The following is an 18,596-nucleotide window of genomic DNA, read 5'->3' on the forward strand; positions in this document are numbered from 1 at the left end:
CCGGCACCAGAAGCTGCCTGCACCGACCGCCGATGTGATAGTTCGGCCGATACGTCCGCAGCCATCCGACTGCCTCATGAGCACTTGTGCCGTGCCGAGCCGGTGTCGGGAGGACTGGTTCGGGTGCGGTTGCCCACGGTCCGGCCTGCGCTTTCCCAAAGCGCGCTGATCTCGGCAGACCGGACCATTTCCCAAATGGAGAATGATATTCTCCTTTGTGTAGGCGAGGTGCTCGTGCGCTCGTGTGGATGGCACCGAAAACATCGTGCCGCTGCGGATACCCCATGCTCGTAGCTATCCTTACAAAGATTGCAATACTTATTGCGCTTGCCTGGATGGGGCGTTAGATTCCTTACAAAGTCCTCGACATCGAGGCAGATCAGCGCTAGCGGCCGGGTCGGTTGGGAGTCAGTCGGAATGTTGCAGCAAGAGGCTCGCTATCGAGGCGGCCAATCGATCGGGGTCGCGGCGGGCTGGAGTCAGCGGCGGATCACCCCGCCGAGCCGGCTGTTCGGGGCCAACGGATTGCGAACCGGGCCGGACGGGCGGATCTATATCGCCCAGGTGACCGGTAGCCAGATCAGTGCCCTCGATATCGACACCGGCGCGATCGAAACCATCAGCGCCAAGGGCGGAGACATCATCGCGCCCGACGACTGCGCCTTCGACCCCGACGGCAATCTGTACGCCACCGAGGTGATGGACGGCCGCGTGAGCGCCCGCAACGCCGACGGCACCACCCGCTTGCTGCGCGCGGACCTGCCCAGCGCCAACGGCATCACGGTGTACCAGGGCCGGTTGTTCGTCAACGAATGCCGGCCCGGCGGGCGGCTCATGGAACTGCCGCTGGACGGTAGTTCGCCGCGCATCCTGCTGGAGAACCTCGAACAGCCCAACGCCATGGAGGTCGGGCCGGACGGATTGCTCTACTACCCGGTGATGGGTCTCAACGAGATCTGGCGGGTGCATCCCGACGGCGGCGAACCCGAACGGGTCGCAGGGGATCTCGGCGTCCCCGATTCGGTGAAGTTCGATCCGGACGGGTTCATCGTCTCCACCCAGGTCGCCTCGGGGCAGGTGTTGCGCATCAATCCGCGAAACGGTGAGAAAACTATTCTCGCGCAATTGGATCCGGGTTTGGACAACTGCACGCTGGTGAACGGCCGGCTGTTCGTCTCCAACTTCACCGGTGAGATCACCGAAATCCGGTCCGACGGCACCACCCGCACCACGCTGCCGGGCGGCCTGAACTGGCCGCTCGACGTCACGGTGGGCCCCGACGGCACCCTGTTCGTCGCCGACGGCACCTACTTCTACGCCGTCGGACCCGACGGGCTGCAGACCTTGGGCATGCTGTTCAGCCCGGGCTATCCCGGTTTCGCGCGCGGTGTCACCGCCACCGGGCCGGGCGAATTCCTCGTCGCCACGGCCGGCGGTCAGGTCGCTCGGTGGCGGCCCGGAAGCGGAGAGAGTGAATTCCTCGCCGGTGCCGAGGCGCCGCTGGACCAGTTGTACGGGATCGAGGCCGGGCCGGGCGGGCTCGTCGTCACCACGGAATTCGGCACCGGCCGGGTGCTCGGGGTGCGCGGCGACGGCGGGGTCGATGTGCTCGCCTCGGGGCTGGACAAGCCGATCGGCGTCGCCTTCACCGGGGACGGGACCTGTCTGGTCGCCGAATCCGGCGCGGGACGGGTCGTCTCGGTGTCCGCCGGAGCCGTGGATACCGTGGTCGACGGTCTGGACACCCCGCAGGGCATTCTGGTCCGCGGATCCCAGCTGCTGATCGTCGATTCCGGCGCCAAGAACCTGGTTGCGGTCGACCTGGAGACCAAGGCGCGCGAGCTGCTCGCCTGGAATCTCCCGGTGGGCGCGCCGCCCGGGGTGACGCCGAAACCGCTGCTGGGTATGCCGCCGTTCTCCGGGCCGCAAGGGCCGTTCGCGGGTATCGCCGCCGGTCCGGACGGAACCCTGTATATCGCCGCCGATGCCGAGGGCAGTGTGCTCGCGTTCCGGAAGGACGGGTGAAACAACCATGACAGGCGAATTCTTCGGGCTCGACGGTCGCGTGGTGATCGTGTCCGGTGCGGGCGGCGGCGGGATCGGTACCGCCGTGACGAGACTGGTCGCGCAGGCCGGCGCCACCGTGCTCGGGGTCGCCCGGGGCGCGGAGAACCTGGCGAAACATGTGGAACCGCTCGCGAACGAGGGGCTGAAGGTCGTTCCGGTACAGGCCGATGCCGCGACCGACGACGGCGTGGCCACCGTGCTCGAAGCCGCGCGGCAGGCCGACGGGAACCTCTACGGCCTGGTCAATATCGCGGGTGGGGCCGCGCCCGCCACGTGGATGCCCGCCACCCGGGTGACGCGTGACGACTGGCGGGCCCTGTTCGCGCAGAACCTCGAATCGATGTTCTTCATGAGCCAGGCGGTGGCCGCGGAGATCAAAGCGGCCGGGCGGCCGGGTTCGATCGTCTCGCTGTCGTCGATCAGCGGAATGAACACCGCCCCCTTCCACATCGCTTACGGCACCGCGAAAGCCGCCCTCGTCGCCGCGACCCGCACGCTGGCGGTCGAACTCGCGCTCAGCGATATCCGGGTGAACGCCATCGCGCCCGGTGTCACCGAAACTCCGGCCTCGGGAACCTACGTCGACGCGGACGTCGAACGCGATCGGACCGCGATCGCCATGGGACGCCGCGGCCGGCCCGAAGAGCAGGCGGGTGCCGTGCTGTTCCTGCTGTCCCAGCTGTCGTCCTACATCACCGGGCAGACGATCCTGGTCGACGGCGGGCTCAACTTGAAATGGACCCATCTGGGCGCCGACAACACCTCGCTGTTCCTGAAGGACGAGGGTTTCCGCGCCGCCATCACCAGCTAGCCACCGAAATGTATTGCACCGACACCGACTGTCCCCGGACCCAGGGTGGGAGAACGCCATGAGCGAGCGCAGCGAGCGATCAATCAATACAGCCGAGCGCAGCGAGCGATCAATCAATACAGCCGAGCGCAGCGAGCGATCAATCAATACAGCCGAGACCGTCGACGAGATCGCCACGAACACCGAACCGCTGTCCGCGCCGATGACGATCGGGGTGGAGGCCTACCTCAGCCCCGAATACGTGAAGGCCGAACGCGACAAGCTGTGGCGCAAGGTCTGGCAGCAGGTGGGCCGGGTCGAGGAGATTCCGCGCGTGGGCGATTTCCTCACCTACGAAATCCTCGACGATTCGATCATCATCGTGCGCACTGCCGCGGACACGATCCGCGCGTACCACAATGTGTGCGCACACCGCGGCCGGAAACTGGTCGACACCCCGCCGGGTGAGCGCAATGCCAAGGGACAGAAGAAGCAGTTCGTCTGCGGATTCCACGGCTGGCGTTATGACCTGGAAGGCCGCAATACCTTCGTCCCGGAACGCGAGGACTGGCCCTGCGGGCTCACCGAACGCAACGACGGACTGGTCGACGTGCATGTCGACACCTGGGGCGGCTGGATCTTCGTCAACCTGGATCCGAACCCGGCGGAGACGCTGCGTGAATATCTGGAACCGGCCGCGACGCACCTGGATCCGTTCCAGCTGGAGAACATGCGCTACCGGTGGCGGCGGTGGCTGGTATTCGACTGCAACTGGAAGGTCGCGCTGGAGGCTTTCATGGAGACCTACCACGTGCCTTACACCCATCCGGAGTTCATGAACTTCGGCATGTTCCTGGGCTGGGCGCGGGCGCAGGGAAAACACAGCAATATCGGCTACGACGCGCCGAAGGGCCAGGAGGAGAGCCAGGGCAAGATCCGCCTCGGCCACGGGCCCGACGCCCGCAAATCCACCATCGAACTGCAGAATTTCACCTGGGAGAACGCCAATACCAACACCACCTGGACCATGGTGGAGGCGGCGCGGCGGCTCACCGAGGAACTGCCGGAGGGCACACCGGCTCCCGAGGTGATGCAGCATTGGCTGGCGTCGGCCCGGGCCGCCGACGAGAAACGCGGTGTCGTCTGGCCGACCGTTTCCCCGTCCCAGGTGGCGGCCGCCGGAACCGCGTGGCAGATCTTCCCGAACTTCCAGATCGGGCACGCGGTGAACAATATGCTCTGCTACAGCGCGCGACCCTACGGCTACGACCCGGACAAATGCATTTTCGAGGCCGCGGTCTACGAACTGTTCCCGGAAGGCGAAGCGCCGGAAACGGAATGGATCCACACCCCGCAGGACGATCCCGGCTGGCGCACCGTACTGCCACAGGATTTCGACAATATGGCCGCAGTTCAGCAGGGTATGAAAACCGCCGGTTTCGCCGGCCCGAAACCGAATCCGTATCGCGAGCGCAGTGTCGTCAACCTGCACCACAACCTCGCGAAGTACATGGGCACCGGCGCACCCCGTGACCTCACCTGACCCGGCGCCGCCGGCCCGATCCACCACCGAGGATTACCGATGAACAACTGCGCACCCACGCAGACCCCCGAGATCGACCATGCCGCGTTACGGGCCAAATACCTGGCCGAACGTGACAAACGGCTGCGACCGGAAGGGCAACAGCAGTACGTCGCCAGCGAGGACGGGTTCGCCGAGGTCTTCGAAGGCGACCCCTACACCCCGGTGACGCCGCGCGAACCCATCACCGAGGAAGTCGATGTGGTGGTTCTCGGCGGGGGCTGGGCCGGGCTGACCGCGGGTGCGCGGCTCACCCAGGCCGGCGTCGAGGATTTCCGGATCATCGAACTGGCGGGTGATTTCGGTGGCGCCTGGTACTGGAACCGCTATCCCGGCATCCAATGCGATTCGGATGCGTACTGCTATCTTCCGTTGCTCGAGGAAACCGGTTACATCCCGTCCCAGAAATATGCATACGGCGACGAATGTTTCGAGCACGCCCAGCGTATCGGGAAGCATTTCGGACTGTACGAGAAGGCGATCTTCTCGACCATGACGAAATCGCTGGAATGGGACGAGACGCTGCGGCGCTGGCGGATCGGTACGAACCGCGACGACCGGATCCTGGCCCGGTTCGTGATCATGGCGCAGGGACCGTTCAACAAACCGAAGTTGCCCGGTATCCCGGGGATCAACGATTTCACCGGGCACACCTTCCATTCCGCGCGCTGGGATTACGACTACACCGGCGGTGATATGCGCGGGGGCCTGACCGGCCTGGAGGACAAGAAGGTCGCGGTGATCGGCACCGGCGCCAGCGGTATCCAGATCATCCCGCATATCGCCCGCTCGGCCGAGCACCTGTACGTCTTCCAGCGCACGCCGTCCTATATCAACGAACGCGGCAACGTCCCCACCGATCCGGAATGGGTGAAAACCCTGCAACCCGGCTGGCAGCTGGAACGGCGCCGAAATTTCCACACCGCCGCGTTCGAGGCGTTCGCGCCCGGGCAGCCGGATCTGGTGTGCGACGGCTGGACCGAGGTCAGCCGGAATGTGCAGGCCTACCTGGACGAGACGAACAGCTGGGCGGAGGTGACCCCGGAGAAATTCATGGAGATCCGGGAGATCCAGGATTACCGGGCCATGGAACGGGTCCGGCAGCGGGTGGACGCGATCGTCGAGGATCCGGCCACCGCCGCCGCGCTCAAACCGTATTACCGGTTCCTCTGCAAGCGGCCGTGTTTCAACGACGAATATCTGCCGACGTACAACCGCCCGAATGTGACGCTCGTCGATGTTTCCGCGACCAAGGGCGTCGACCGGATCACCGCCGATGGAATCATCGCGAACGGTGTGGAACATCAGGTGGACTGCATCATCTTCGCCAGCGGTTTCGAGATCACCACCGAACTGGACCGCCGCTTCGGTATCCACCCGTTCACCGGCCGCGACGGCCTGTCACTCTACGAGCACTGGCGCGACGGCTACCGCACCCTGCACGGCCTGACCAGCAACGGGTTCCCGAATATCTTCTTCACCGGGTTCATCCAGGGCGGGGTCACCGCGAGCACCACCGATATGTTCGATCAGCAGGCCACCCACGCTTCCTACATCATCGGCGAGGCACTGAACCGGGCCGCGACGGTGGTGGAGCCCACCCCGGAAGCGGTCGAGCAGTGGTGCGCCACCATCAAGGAAACCGCGGTGGACAACAGCAATTTCCAGCGGGAATGCACGCCGGGCTACTACAACAACGAGGGCGAGCAGAACATCCGCTCCCATCTCGGCGAACCGTACTGGCCGGGTTTCTACGCCCTGGAAGAGTTGTTGCAGCAATGGCGCGGAACCGGCCGCCTCGAGGGTCTGGCGCTGGACCGGTGACCGGGGACTCCGGGAAGCGCTTCGACGGCCGGGTAGCGGTGGTAACCGGCGCCGGCCGCGGTCTGGGGCGGGCCTATGCCCTGCTGCTTGCCGAGCGTGGTGCGAAGGTCGTGGTCAACGATGTGGGCGGCGGTATTCCGGGTGGTGACAGCGATGCCGGCGTCGCCGGTGGCGTGGTCGCCGAAATCCGCGCCGCCGGTGGCGAAGCGGTCGCCAGTATCGATTCGGTGGCCACGCCGGAGGCCGGCCGGGCGATCGTCGATACCGCACTGAACACCTACGGTCGCATCGACATCATGATCCACAATGCGGGTAACGTCCGGTACGCGCCGCTGGCCGAAATGTCCTACGAGGATTTCGATTCCGTCCTCGATGTCCATCTGCGCGGTGCCTTCCACGTGGTCCGCGCCGCATTTCCGGCGATGCGCGAAGCCGGCTACGGCCGGGTGGTTCTCACTTCGTCGATCGGCGGTCTGTACGGGAATCGGAACGTCGCCAATTACGCGGTCGCCAAGGCCGGAGTGATCGGATTGTCGAATGTGGTGGCGCTCGAGGGCGCCGAATACGGGGTGAAATCGAATGTGATCGTGCCCGCGGCGGTCACCCGGCTCGCCGACGGCCTGGACACCTCGAAATATCCGCCGATGGCACCCGAGCTGGTCGCGCCCGCCGTGGGTTGGCTGGCCCACGAATCCTGCACGATCAGCGGCGAGATGCTCGTCGCGCTGGCCGGCCGGGTGGCGCGGGCCTATATCGCGGAAACGCCGGGCGTCTATCGGCCGCAGTGGTCGATCGAGGACGTCGGCGAACAAATGGACGACATACGCGATACCGCCGATTCGTGGTTGCTGCCGGTGGTGCCGTCGGCGCACAGCGACCATATCGGCCGGAGTTTCGCAATGGCCATGGGAGGACAGTGAATATGGCGGTCAAGGTTTACGAACGGATTCTGGACCTCTTCGACGCCGAAGGTATCAACACGATTTTCGGTATCCCCGACCCGAATTTCGTGCATCTGTTCCATCTCGCCGACGAACGCGGCTGGAATGTGGTGTCCCCGCACCACGAGGAATCCGCCGGGTTCATGGCCGAGGCGGTCTCCCGGATGACCGGTAAGGCCGCGGTATGCATCGGCACGCTCGGGCCCGGTATGGCGAATATGGCCGGGGCCATGATGTGCGCCAAGGTGGAGAATTCCCCGGTGATCTTCCTGGGCGGACAGCGGGCGCGGATCACCGAACAGCGGGTGCGTCGCGGACGGATCCAGTTCGTGAAACAGTCCGGCCTGCTGGAACCCTCGGTGAAATACGCGGCGAGTATCGAATACGCCGACCAGACCGACGAGATCATCCGCGAAGGCCTGCGCAAGGCGCTGACCGGTGTACCCGGCCCGGTGTACATCGAATACCCGTCGCACGTCATCCAGGAGGAACTCGACGTCGCTGACCCACTGCCGCCGCACCGCTACCGGCTGGTCGGCCAGACGGCCGGTCAGGACAAGATCGACGAGGCCGCCGAGCTCATCCGGCAGGCGAAGCAGCCGGTGCTGCTGGTCGGGCACGGCGTGCACACCTCCCGCGCCGGCGCCTCGGTGAAAGAACTCGCCGATCTCATGGCCTGCCCGGTCGTGCAGACCTCGGGCGGCACCTCCTTCATCGAAGGACTGGAGGACCGCACCTTCCCGTACGGCTTCTCGCCGTCCGCGGTGGAAGCCGTCGTGCACTCGGATCTGTGCCTGGCCATCGGCACCGAACTCGGCGAACCGGTGCACTACGGCCGGGGCCGGCACTGGCTGGCGAACGAAGCCATCCGGAAATGGGTGCTGATCGAACAGGACCCCACCGCCATCGGCGTCAACCGCCCCATCGACGTACCGCTGGTCGGTGACCTGCGTGCCGTCGTGCCCCAGCTGTCCGCCGCCCTGAAGGACACCCCGCGCACCGCCACCCCGGAGCTGGCCCGGTGGATCGAACAGGACGCCACCCGGCTGGCCGAGCTCGCCGAATCCGCGCCCTCGGGAATGTCGCCGGTACATCCGGCCCGGCTGGTCGTGGAGGCCACCAAGGATTTTCCCGCCGACGGGATCCTGGTCCGCGACGGGGGCGCCACCACGATCTTCGGCTGGACCTACACACAGTGCAAACCGCACGATGTGGTCTGGAACCAGAACTTCGGGCATCTGGGCACCGGCCTGCCGTACGCGGTGGGTGCATCGGTGGCCGACGGCGGTAAACGGCCGGTCCTGCTGATCACCGGTGACTCGTCGTTCCAGTTCCAGATCGCCGAACTGGAAACCGCTGCGCGGCTGAATCTTCCGCTGGTCACCGTTGTCGCGGTCGACTACGCGTGGGGTCTCGAGGTCGGCGTCTACAAACGTACGTTCGGTCAGGGCTCCCGGGAGACCGCGGTGCACTGGAGCAAGGAGACCCGGCTCGACAAGGTCGCCGAGGGTTTCGGCTGCTACGGCGAATACGTCGATACCGACGCCGAGATCGCGCCCGCCATCAAACGCGCTTTCGCCAGCGGTAAACCCGGAGTCATCCACGTGGCGGTGGATCCGAAGGCGAATTCCGAGGAGATGCCGAGCTACGACGAGTTCCGCACCTGGTACGCGGAAGGGATGCAGTGATGCGCGAATACCTGAAGTTCTATATCGACGGGCAATGGGTCCGGCCGGCCGGAAACCGGACGTTCGACGTGGTCAACCCCGCCACCGAGGAGGTCGCCGGGAGGGTCGCGGCCGGATCGGCCGCCGATGTGGACGCGGCCGTCACCGCGGCGCGCGCGGCCTTCCCCGCCTGGGCCGCGAGTACGGTCGGCGAACGGCTGGACCTCTTCCGGGCCGTCGGCGCGGAATACCAGAAGCGCACCGCCGATCTGGCCGCGGCACTCACCGAGGAGATGGGCGCACCCGCCGGGCTGGCGAACGGATTCCAGGTGGATCTGGCGGCGGGACATCTGCAGCAGGCGATCGAGGTGCTGGAGAACTACCGATTCGAAGAACAGCGCGGCGCTACCTTGATCGTGAAGGAACCGATCGGGGTCTGCGGGCTGATCACGCCGTGGAACTGGCCGATGAACCAGATCGCCGTGAAGGTTTTCCCCGCGCTGGGCACCGGCTGCACGATGGTGCTGAAACCGTCGGAACGGTCACCGTTCACGGGGCAGATCTTCGCCGAGATCCTCGCTGCCGCCGGTGTTCCGGCCGGTGTGTTCAACCTTGTCCAGGGCGACGGCCCGGGTGTCGGCGTTCCGCTGTCGTCGCATCCCGAGGTCGACATGATCTCGTTCACCGGATCCACCCGCGCGGGCGTCGACATTGCCCGTAACGCGGCACCGACCGTGAAGCGAGTGACCCAGGAATTGGGCGGTAAAGGCCCGAATATCGTCCTCGACGACGCGGATTTCGCCACCAATGTCGGCGCGGGCGTCGGAAACATGATGGGCAATTCCGGGCAGACCTGCAGTTCGCCCGCGCGAATGCTGGTTCCCAGCGCTCGTATGGCGGAGGCGATCGAGGCCGCCCGTGCCGCCGCCGAAACGATCACCGTCGGCGACCCCACCGGTGACGTGGCTGTCGGTCCCGTGGTCGCCGCCGCGCAGTTCGAGAAGATCCAATCCCTGATCCAGAAAGGGATCGACGAGGGCGCCACGCTCGTAGCCGGCGGTACCGGGCGACCGGACGGCCTGGAGAAGGGCTACTACGTCAAACCCACCGTTTTCGCCGACGTCACGAACGATATGACCATTGCGCGGGAGGAAATCTTCGGTCCGGTACTGGTCATCATCGGCTACGACGATATCGACGATGCCGTCGCCATCGCCAACGACACCGAATACGGCCTCGCCGGATTCGTCGCCGGCCGGGATCTGGACCAGGCGCGCGCTGTCGCCCGGCGCCTGCGTGCCGGGTCGATCGGGATCAACGGCGGTTTCGATTTCGCGGCGCCGTTCGGCGGTTTCAAGAAGAGCGGTAACGGCCGCGAATGGGGCGAAGCCGGTTTCGAGGAATACCTCGAAGTCAAGGGCATTCTCGGTTACGCCCCCGAAGCTGCCGAGGCATAAGGGCGTCCGAGGTGAACGACGTCGCCGGCGAAGTGCGGACGATCCTGGCCCATGCGCGTATCCGTGACTGTCTGGTCCGGCTCGCGCGGGGCGAGGATCGCCGCGATGCGACCCTCGTCAAGGACGCGTTCTGGTCCGATGCCACGGTCGATTTCGGCATATTCGACGGCACCTTCGACCAGTACCTGAACTGGGTGATCCCCGGCTCGCCGACGGTGGTGTCGACCCAGCATCTGCTGGGGCAGACCTCGATCGACCTGCGCGGTGAGCACGCCCTCACCGAAACACAGGTGATCGCCTACCACCGTCTCGATACCGGCGCCGAGCACCGTGATTCGGTACTCGGCGGCCGCTGTCTGGACCGGTTCGAATGCCGCGACGGCCGGTGGCGGATCGCGCAGCGGATCATGCTGTACGACTGGGTGCGGGACGAAGGGGTTTCGGCGGACTGGTCGCAGGGTGTGCTGGGTGCCCCGCTGCGCGAGGAACGGTTCATCGGGCGCGCGCACGGTGACTACAGCGAAGAATTCTTCGGCGGGTAGGTGGCGCAGATGGGTGCACTGTCCGGCCGGGTCGCCGTGGTCACCGGGGCCAGCCGCGGTATCGGCAAGGGGATCGCGCTGGCGCTGGCGGAGCAGGGTGCGACCGTATACGTCACCGGCCGTACGGTTGCCGCCGGCGAGCATGCGCTGCCCGGCACGATCGGTGCGACCGCCGCCGACTGCACACGCCGCGGCGGACAGGGTATCGCGGTGCGGGTCGACCACGGCCGCGACGACGAGGTGGCCGCCTTGTTCGACCGGGTTGCCGCCGAACAGGGGCGGCTGGACATCCTGGTCAACAATGCGTTCTCGCTGCCGGAGGATCTGACCGATCCGGAACCGTTCTGGAAGAAGCCGCTGTCGAACTGGGAAATGGTCGATATCGGGGTCCGATCGAATTTCGTGGCTGCCCGGCACGCCGCCGCACTGATGGTGCCGGACGGATCCGGGTTGATCGTCGCGATTTCCGGCTACACGGGCGTCGCCTACACCTACGGGGTGGTGTTCGGCACCGCCAAATCCGCGGTGGACCGGATGGCCCGCGATATGGCGGTCGAATTGAAACCGTTCGGCGTCGCCTCGGTATCGCTGTGGCAGGGCCTGACCATGACCGAACGTGCGGAACGCAATCTCGCGACCGTCCCGGGCCTGGCCGGGCAGTCGGCCACCACCCCGGCGCACGGCTGTTCCCCCGAATACCCGGGCCGGGTCATCGCCGCACTTTCCGTGGATCCCGCACTGATGCAGCGCACCGGCGGGACTTTCATCACCGCGGAACTGGGTCGCGACTACGGCATCACCGATATCGACGGCCGCGAGATCCCCTCGCTGCGCGAAATCCGCGGCGCCCCGATCTGGTCACCGATCCCATAACCCATGCGCACCGACGATATTCCGAGGACATCATGAGCATCGCGACCGATCAGCAGGCCAGGCTCGCCGCCCTCCTGGACCGCCAGGACATTCTCGACTGCCTGACCCGCTTCAGTCGCGGAATGGACCGGTTCGACCGCGCACTGTTCCTGTCGTCGTTCCACCCGGACGCCGAAATCGCGGCCGGTGATTTCGTGGGCTGCCCGGAAGATCTCTACGGGTGGGCGTCGGCGATGCACGAGAAGGGGCAGTACGCGACCCATCACAACCTGCTCAATCACACCTGCGATATCGACGCCGACACCGCCCACACCGAAACCTACTATCTTTTCGCTGCCCGCAACCGCGACGACAGCAACTGGCTCGCCGGCGGTCGCTATCTCGACCGCCTCGAACGGCGCGCCGGGAAATGGCGGATCATTCTGCGCACCAACATCATCGAATGGTCGGGCATGGTCCCGACGATGCCCATACCGTTCGCCGATGTTCCCGATATCCACGCCAACGGTGCACCTTCGCGCAGCCCGCAGGATCCCTCGTACGCGCGCCCGTTGCGGAATATCCGCCGGCCGAATATCCCGTGCTGACCGTGGAAGTGAGGAGACAGTCATGCCTGCAGTGGCCACGCGAGAGCTGAGCGAGAAAGTCGGTGTCGAGGTTCTCGACGTCGACGCCGAACGGCTGGTCGCCGACCCCGATCTGCCGGGAATATGCCAGGAACTACTGGAAAAATACGGGGTGGTGCTGTTCCGCGAATTGCACGCCACCGATGCGGCACAGGTGGAGTTCGGTGCAGAACTCGGTGAGCTCGCTGTTTTCCCGCAGTTCCCGAACAAGAACGTGATGGAGATCAGCTTCGATCCGGCGAACCCGCTGGCGCCGTACTTCCCGAGCAACGACTACTGGCATATCGACGGCTGCCTGGACCGGATGATCGCCGAGACGTCGATCATGAGCGCCCGGGTGATCGCGGCCCACGGCGGGGAAACCGCGTTCGCCAGCACCTATGTCGCCTACGACGAACTGAGCGGGCGGGAGAAGGAAGAACTGGCCGATATCCGGGTCGTACACAAAATGGTGCGGGTACAGCGATTGAGCCACCCCGATCCCACCCCGGAGCAGATCGCCGAATGGGAGCGCCGCCCGCCCCGCGTGCACCCGCTGGTATGGCAACACGAATCCGGCCGCCGCTCACTGGTTTTCGGTGCCACCGCCGCGCATATCGAGGGCACCGACCCGGCCGGCGGCCGGGGCCTGCTCGACGATCTCGAAAACCGCGCGACCACCCCCGACCGCGTCTACACCCACACCTGGTCGGTGGGCGACATGGTGCTGTGGGACAACACCGGCCTGATGCACCGGGCCTGCGAATTCGATCGGTCCGAACCCCGTCGCATGGCTCGGTCGACCGTACTCGGTTCCGAACCCATCGCATGAGCGAGTCGGGCCCGGAGGCGGTAGCGGAGCGTGACCACGCAGGGCCCTCGCTCATGCCGAACAGGCGGAGCATGAGCGAGTCGGGCCCGGAGGCGGTAGCGGAGCGTGACCACGCAGATGGATGACAAGGAGTTGCAGATGGAGCGCATACCCCCGCTGAAGCCCGCGGAATGGCCGGCGGAACTCCGGGCGTGCTTCGCCGACTTCCGCACTCGGGTACACCACGGCGGCCCCGCGCCCGCGAATACCCGCTCGGGGACCAATCTGCTCGGGACCCTGGCCCGGCATCCCAGGTTCACCATGGCTGTCCTGCCGTTCAACGGCCATCTGCTGTACGGCACCGCCTTGTCCGATCGGCAGCGTGAACTGCTGATTCTGCGGGTCGCCCGTCTCTGGGACAGTGACTACGAACGGGCCCAGCACGCCGTACTCGGCGGCAATGCCGGACTGACCGATGAGGAGATCCGCCGGATCGCCCAGGGTCCCTCCGCCGCGGGCTGGTCCTCACCGGATGCCGCACTGCTGCGGGCGGCCGATGACCTGCGTGAAGCGGGCACGGTCGGGGACGCCGCCTGGCAGGCACTTGCGGCAGAGTTCGACGAACAGCAGCTGATGGATATCGTCTTCACCGTGGGTGCGTACGCGATGCCGGCCATGGCGATGCGGTCGTTCGGAGTCCGGCCGGAACCCGATCTCGAACCATACTTGCCTGTGCGACAGTGAAATCAGTGGATCGCCGGCCGCTGAATGTATTCCGGCGGCCCTACCGAGATTCGGAGCAATGATGAGCGAAGAAGCCGTACCTTCCGGGTATCAGCACCGCCCCGACTACCGGGTCGATCTGCTGGCCCGCACCAATACGATGACCGCCACCCTCGACGGCCGGCAGTTGGCGGTGAGTGACGAATGCCTGCTGGTGGACGAACAGGATCACGGCCTCGTGGTGTACTTCCCGTCGCAGGCCGTGAACTCGGGCCTGCTCGAACCCGTCGAACTGCATACGGTGTGCCCGTTCAAGGGCGAGGCGTCGTATTGGACCCTGCCGGGGAGCGACCGTCCGTGGGTCGCGTGGTCTTACCCGCAACCGCACCCGCAGGTCGCGCGACTGGCCGGCTATATCGCGTTCGACCAGTCCGCGGTGCAGGTGACCATCGGTCCGGGCCGGTACACCGGGGTGCGCTCGTGAACGCCGGGCATCCGCCGGAAACCACGGGCGGTAGCCCCGAGTCGTCGATGGCCCGAATGCTGGAAATCTTCGATGTCCGGCCCGACCCCGTCGTACCGGCGCGCTATCTCGGCGACAGCGACGGCGGCACCCGGCGAGTGGTCGACGGCAGCCAGATCCTCGGGCAGAGCATCGTCGCGGCCACCAAAGCGCTGCCCGGCCGCACCGTGCGCAACGCGCATGCCCTGTTCGTCTCCGCCGCCGACCCCGATATTCCATTGGACTTCACCGTCACCCCGATCAAGGCCGGCCGCAGTTTCGCCAGCGCCACCGTGACCGTCCGGCAGCAATTGAAGGTCCGCACGAGTTGCACGGTGCTGCTGGACACACCACAACCCGACCTGGTCCGCCGCGACGAACCGGCCGGACCGCCGGTGCCCGGACCGGACGAAGCACTACCGGCCGAAAGTCTGCCACTGCCCGGCCGCGAGGTCCGTATCGTCGGCTGCGCCGATATCAACGACCCGGACGATATCGGCCCGCCGGTGGTGGACGCCTGGCTGCGCTACGACGAGGTACCGGCGCGCGACGATCTGCACCGTGCCGTACTCGCGCATTTCACGGGACATCTCGGCATCTCCACGGCGCTGCGCCCGCATCCCGGACTCGGTACCGCACAGGCCCACCACACTCTGTCGACCGCACCGATGGGAATCGCGGTGACCTTCCACGATCCGGTGAAATGGGACGGCTGGTTGCGCTATCACCACGAAGCGACCTATGTGGGAGCCGGTTCCGCGCATATCCGTGGCCAGATCAGCACCGGAAGCGGCCGGTTGATCGCTTCGTTCACCCAGGAAGCGATGATCCGCGCGTTCGAACGGGGGCCTGTCACCGATATCCCGAGCGAGGCGCGGCTGTAGTTCAGCGGCGGATACCCTGGGCGTTGCGGATCGCCTGCTGGGCCATGGTGGACGACGCGTTGACGATGCCGTCGTCGAACCGGTCCAGCAGCAGCGCCTGGGTCGCCGCGAGATGCGCGCAGGCCATATGTTCGGCCGCCGAGGCCTGACCGGAGGCGATATCGTCGACGATCTTCTGATGGGTGCGCACCGCGGCCCGCGCCTGCTCCCGCGACGGATACTCGCCGCGGCCGGTGAGCGCCTCGGCCCATGCCTCCTCCTGCGCCGACCACAGCGCGACCAGACTGCTCACCACATAGCGGACGGTCGCGTTCGGCGTGAACGAGACCACCAGATCGTGGAATTCGCGCGCGGTCTGGGTGAAGGCGACTCCGTCGTCCACCAGATCCTTCGATTTCTCGATGTTCTCGGTGAGTACCGGCACCACGACCTCGAGCCGGTCTTCGCGCCGGGCACATTCGGCCGCGCACATCGGTTCCAGCATCTGGAGCCCGGACGCCAGATCGCGCAGGGTCACCCGGCCGCCCTGCAGGGCGAGGCCGAGGTGGTACGCCGCCGACGTCTCGTCGGGCCGGTGTACCTCGGCGCCGCCGACATTGCCGCGCCGCACGGTGACCAGCCCCTCGGTTTCGAGAATCCGGATCGCCTCGCGGATGGAGGGGTAGGAGACGCCGAACTCCTGCACCAGCTGATCCTGGGTGGGCAGACGGTAGTCGTCGGTGCCGTTGAGGATGCGCGTGCGCAGTTCGTCCGCCACCGTCTGCGCCACCCGGTGCTGGGTGACCCGTCCACGCCGCGGGGCCGTCACGACAGCCGCTTCCGGCCGGAAAAGTGCACCATAGCCGCGAGTTTATAGCGAAACGCTTAGTTCATCAATGATTGCAATATTTGATAGGACAGTGCCGGAAAGCGACGGGGCCGTGGCGGGGGCAGTTCGTCGGTCTCCGGATGCCGTGTGGAACTCGATGAGTGACTGCGGAAGTTGTCGAGGCGGTTCGGGTGGGACTCGGTCAGTGGGTGTACGGGCCGTTGCTGCGGTTCGGGCGGTGGGCGTCACGATTCGGGTGGTGTGCGGCGCAGAGCCACCAGATACGCTTCGGCGGCAAGCCGTTGAACAGCGCGGGTCATCGGTCCGCCGAACCGCGTGTACCAGGCCGCGGGCCGGGAGAAGGCGGTGACCACTCCGTACACCTGCGCTGTGGCGCGGTCGTACTCGACCGCGAAAAGCTCCTCACCCGATGCGGGGTGGCCCGGCAGTGTGCCGTAGGCGAACCCGCGGCGATCCTCCTCGTCCAGGACATACACCACCCGGCACGGCGCGAGCACGCCGAACCGCCCGATCCCGAGCCGGACCGTGACATGCGTTCCCGGTTCCGCCCGCTGTTTTTCCGCCTCGGCCAGCAGTCGCAGAGCACGCTGCATCCGGTAGGCAAGTACGGCGTCGCCGAAGCGCCGGAAATCGTCGCGTCCGCGCCCGAGCCGGCGGCGGACTTCCAGACGGTGATACCCGGCGGGCAACGCGCCACGGGTGGCGCCCACCTCCGAATAGGTGAAGGACGGATGTTCGGCGGAACTCGTCACGGCACAATTGTCTCCCGTGCCGACCGTGGACCGCGCGCGGGGCGACACCGAATCCGCTCCAGAACGGTGCGCCGCCGGCACGGACGCAAGACCTACGCGCTGCCGCCTCCGGGCTTCAGGTGTGGTCGGCTTTGAACTGGTTCACCGGGCCCTTGTCCATCCGGACCGCCACCCGCCCGTCCGGCTGCAATGTCACCGCGGGGCGGTGTTCGGAGAAGCGGCGGGAGTAGAGCTCGAGGCGTTCGATGAGCACACCCTCGGGCCGGTTGTAGACGATGCCCGGTACGCAGGTGAAGATCCAGCTCGACTTCTTCGCCTGGTCGGCCGGAATGGTCACCGAATCCGCACCGCTCTCGATGGACAGCGTGACCCGGTACTTGTGGAAGGAGCCGGTCCCGTTGTTGATCGCCGAATACGCGACCGGCACCACCGCGACGATCTCGGGTGCCAGCCGCACCTCGATGATCTCCTCGGTCTGGCCGCCGCCACGCTGGATATCCCCGCGCCCGCGGTCACCGAGATGGCGTACCAGATCGCCGTACTGGGGGCTCGCCGGAATACCCGCCGCCGGAAAGGTGGCGACGTGCACGACTTTTCCGTCGGACAGCACGACCAGGGCGTAGGCCTCGTAGTCGGTGCCACTGGCCCATGCCACCCGCAGCCGGACCAGCGGCGCCTTCTCCAGCAACACCGGCCCGGCGCCTTTGGTGAGCGTGACGGCGCCCTTACTGAAATTCACACCGGACGGTGGAGATGGGGAATGCCCGGCGCCTGTCGTCCCCGGGAGCGCCGGCGGATGACCGGGCGCAGCCGCGGACCCGGCCGGCGGGCTACCCGGTACCACAGCGGCGGCCGGAAAATCCGAGGTCGGCGAGTACCCGGGTGCGCTCTGCTGCGGGGAGACCGGTCCGCTCTGTTGCGGATAGCCCGGCGCGGTCGGCGGCAGGTACCCCGGGGGACCAGGGGCTGGATGCCGCACCGCACCCGCCGGTGCGTGGTGCCCGGGTGCCGATGGTGCCGGATATCCCGCCGGTGGCGGGGTCGATGTGCTCCGTGCCGGTGGGACCGGGATGGGTGGCGGTGTGGTGGGGTCGTCGTCGACGGTGATCCCGAAATCGGTGGCCAGTCCGGCCAACCCGGTGGCATACCCTTGGCCGATATTGCGGAGTTTCCAACCGCCCGCCCGCCGGTACACCTCCGCGAGCAGCACCGTCGTCTCCGAGGTCAGACCGGTTATGGGCAGTTCGTAGTCACCGGCGCCGGCTTCGGCAATCCGCACTGTGAGCGGAATCGTGCCGAACGTTCCGGTGTCCACCGACGCCGCGACCACCATCCGGTCGGTGCTGCCGGTGACCGCCGCCAGATCGACCGTGATCTCGCCGGCCACCAGCCGCACCGCCGAATCGGGGGATACCGGCTGGTTGTAGAACACGAAATCGGCGTCGCTCCCGACCTTCCCGTTCTCCCGCAGGCACAGCACGGTGAGATCGATCCCGGCCGGGGCCGCCGATATCCGCACCTGTCCACCTCGTAGCGCCGTATTCGCGCCCTTGCCGATCGTCTCGGACATCCGCACCCCTGTCGTTCGTGGCGTTCTCGACCAGAGTAGGGCCGGAACGACTCATGGGGTGGGGGAGAGCGGTGGGTACAGGCCGGGATACTCGGGTCGCCGGGGCAGCGGGTAGTGGTGCCCGTCCTGGGTGGGTGCTGCCGACGCGCGTCGGGAGCCGGGTCGCGGCGGACTCGG

General features: G+C 66.6%; 17 protein-coding genes. 14 read left to right on the plus strand and 3 right to left on the minus strand.

The annotated features are described in order from the left end of the window. The first annotated feature begins 417 nt into the window (after positions 1 to 417). From QH195_RS06840 to QH195_RS06905, 14 genes are all read left to right on the plus strand, one after another. Positions 418 to 2,025, plus strand: a complete 1,608-nt coding sequence (locus QH195_RS06840; protein WP_280434747.1) for an SMP-30/gluconolactonase/LRE family protein — start codon at positions 418 to 420, stop codon at positions 2,023 to 2,025. 7 nt (positions 2,026 to 2,032) lie between these two features. Next, positions 2,033 to 2,878, plus strand: a complete 846-nt coding sequence (locus QH195_RS06845; protein WP_280434748.1) for an SDR family NAD(P)-dependent oxidoreductase — start codon at positions 2,033 to 2,035, stop codon at positions 2,876 to 2,878. A gap of 202 nt (positions 2,879 to 3,080) precedes the next feature. Next, positions 3,081 to 4,400, plus strand: coding sequence for an aromatic ring-hydroxylating oxygenase subunit alpha (locus tag QH195_RS06850; protein ID WP_280420852.1), 1,320 nt, complete (start codon positions 3,081 to 3,083; stop codon positions 4,398 to 4,400). Positions 4,401 to 4,439: 39 nt separating this feature from the next. Next, on the plus strand, positions 4,440 to 6,263 hold the full coding sequence (locus QH195_RS06855) for a flavin-containing monooxygenase (protein WP_280434749.1): 1,824 nt from the start codon (positions 4,440 to 4,442) through the stop codon (positions 6,261 to 6,263). Then, positions 6,260 to 7,183 (plus strand): SDR family NAD(P)-dependent oxidoreductase, encoded by a 924-nt coding sequence (locus tag QH195_RS06860; protein WP_280434750.1) that lies wholly within the window; start codon positions 6,260 to 6,262, stop codon positions 7,181 to 7,183. Before QH195_RS06855 ends, QH195_RS06860 begins: the two co-directional genes overlap by 4 nt. Before the next feature lie 2 nt (positions 7,184 to 7,185). Continuing rightward, positions 7,186 to 8,892 (plus strand): thiamine pyrophosphate-binding protein, encoded by a 1,707-nt coding sequence (locus QH195_RS06865; RefSeq protein ID WP_280434751.1) that lies wholly within the window; start codon positions 7,186 to 7,188, stop codon positions 8,890 to 8,892. Continuing rightward, the gene (locus QH195_RS06870; RefSeq protein WP_280434752.1) at positions 8,892 to 10,328 is read left to right on the plus strand and encodes an aldehyde dehydrogenase family protein; all 1,437 of its coding nucleotides are present in this window, start codon (positions 8,892 to 8,894) and stop codon (positions 10,326 to 10,328) included. Before QH195_RS06865 ends, QH195_RS06870 begins: the two co-directional genes overlap by 1 nt. An 11-nt stretch (positions 10,329 to 10,339) precedes the next feature. After that, on the plus strand, positions 10,340 to 10,870 hold the full coding sequence (locus QH195_RS06875) for a nuclear transport factor 2 family protein (protein WP_280434753.1): 531 nt from the start codon (positions 10,340 to 10,342) through the stop codon (positions 10,868 to 10,870). 9 nt (positions 10,871 to 10,879) lie between these two features. Then, positions 10,880 to 11,743, plus strand: coding sequence for an SDR family NAD(P)-dependent oxidoreductase (locus QH195_RS06880; protein WP_280434754.1), 864 nt, complete (start codon positions 10,880 to 10,882; stop codon positions 11,741 to 11,743). Between the two features lie 32 nt (positions 11,744 to 11,775). Beyond that, complete coding sequence (locus QH195_RS06885) at positions 11,776 to 12,330, plus strand: nuclear transport factor 2 family protein (RefSeq protein ID WP_280434755.1); 555 nt, start codon at positions 11,776 to 11,778, stop codon at positions 12,328 to 12,330. A gap of 22 nt (positions 12,331 to 12,352) precedes the next feature. Then, on the plus strand, positions 12,353 to 13,180 hold the full coding sequence (locus QH195_RS06890) for a TauD/TfdA dioxygenase family protein (protein ID WP_280434756.1): 828 nt from the start codon (positions 12,353 to 12,355) through the stop codon (positions 13,178 to 13,180). A 105-nt stretch (positions 13,181 to 13,285) separates the two neighbouring features. Then, a complete protein-coding gene (locus QH195_RS06895) occupies positions 13,286 to 13,903 on the plus strand; it encodes a carboxymuconolactone decarboxylase family protein (protein WP_280434757.1) in 618 nt (205 codons plus the stop codon). A gap of 58 nt (positions 13,904 to 13,961) precedes the next feature. Then, on the plus strand, positions 13,962 to 14,366 hold the full coding sequence (locus tag QH195_RS06900) for a DUF427 domain-containing protein (RefSeq protein ID WP_280434758.1): 405 nt from the start codon (positions 13,962 to 13,964) through the stop codon (positions 14,364 to 14,366). Beyond that, on the plus strand, positions 14,363 to 15,268 hold the full coding sequence (locus QH195_RS06905; RefSeq protein ID WP_280434759.1) for an acyl-CoA thioesterase: 906 nt from the start codon (positions 14,363 to 14,365) through the stop codon (positions 15,266 to 15,268). The genes QH195_RS06900 and QH195_RS06905 overlap by 4 nt, the downstream gene beginning before the upstream one ends. Position 15,269: 1 nt before the next feature. On the opposite strand, the gene QH195_RS06910 is transcribed toward QH195_RS06905, so the two are convergent. The 3 genes from QH195_RS06910 to QH195_RS06920 all read right to left on the minus strand — a co-directional run bounded on the left by QH195_RS06910 (position 15,270) and on the right by QH195_RS06920 (position 18,419). Beyond that, positions 15,270 to 16,076 carry a FadR/GntR family transcriptional regulator gene (locus tag QH195_RS06910; protein ID WP_280420801.1) on the minus strand — a complete coding sequence of 269 codons (807 nt, stop codon included), beginning with the start codon at positions 16,074 to 16,076 and terminating at the stop codon, positions 15,270 to 15,272. Positions 16,077 to 16,321: 245 nt separating this feature from the next. Beyond that, a complete protein-coding gene (locus tag QH195_RS06915) occupies positions 16,322 to 16,849 on the minus strand; it encodes a DUF1990 family protein (protein WP_280434760.1) in 528 nt (175 codons plus the stop codon). Positions 16,850 to 16,964: 115 nt separating this feature from the next. After that, on the minus strand, positions 16,965 to 18,419 hold the full coding sequence (locus tag QH195_RS06920; protein WP_280434761.1) for a TerD family protein: 1,455 nt from the start codon (positions 18,417 to 18,419) through the stop codon (positions 16,965 to 16,967). Between the last annotated feature and the right edge of the window lie 177 nt (positions 18,420 to 18,596).

It is taken from the genome of Nocardia carnea (assembly GCF_029868855.1).
Lineage (GTDB): Bacteria > Actinomycetota > Actinomycetes > Mycobacteriales > Mycobacteriaceae > Nocardia > Nocardia carnea_A.

Coding starts and splice junctions, on each gene's coding strand:
- QH195_RS06850 (WP_280420852.1), top strand. CDS start 3,081: ATGACGATCGGGGTGGAGGCCTACCTCAGCCCCGAATACGTGAAGGCC.
- QH195_RS06855 (WP_280434749.1), top strand. CDS start 4,440: ATGAACAACTGCGCACCCACGCAGACCCCCGAGATCGACCATGCCGCG.
- QH195_RS06920 (WP_280434761.1), bottom strand. CDS start 18,419: ATGTCCGAGACGATCGGCAAGGGCGCGAATACGGCGCTACGAGGTGGA.
- QH195_RS06865 (WP_280434751.1), top strand. CDS start 7,186: ATGGCGGTCAAGGTTTACGAACGGATTCTGGACCTCTTCGACGCCGAA.
- QH195_RS06900 (WP_280434758.1), top strand. CDS start 13,962: ATGATGAGCGAAGAAGCCGTACCTTCCGGGTATCAGCACCGCCCCGAC.
- QH195_RS06880 (WP_280434754.1), top strand. CDS start 10,880: ATGGGTGCACTGTCCGGCCGGGTCGCCGTGGTCACCGGGGCCAGCCGC.
- QH195_RS06870 (WP_280434752.1), top strand. CDS start 8,892: ATGCGCGAATACCTGAAGTTCTATATCGACGGGCAATGGGTCCGGCCG.
- QH195_RS06885 (WP_280434755.1), top strand. CDS start 11,776: ATGAGCATCGCGACCGATCAGCAGGCCAGGCTCGCCGCCCTCCTGGAC.
- QH195_RS06845 (WP_280434748.1), top strand. CDS start 2,033: ATGACAGGCGAATTCTTCGGGCTCGACGGTCGCGTGGTGATCGTGTCC.
- QH195_RS06890 (WP_280434756.1), top strand. CDS start 12,353: ATGCCTGCAGTGGCCACGCGAGAGCTGAGCGAGAAAGTCGGTGTCGAG.
- QH195_RS06840 (WP_280434747.1), top strand. CDS start 418: ATGTTGCAGCAAGAGGCTCGCTATCGAGGCGGCCAATCGATCGGGGTC.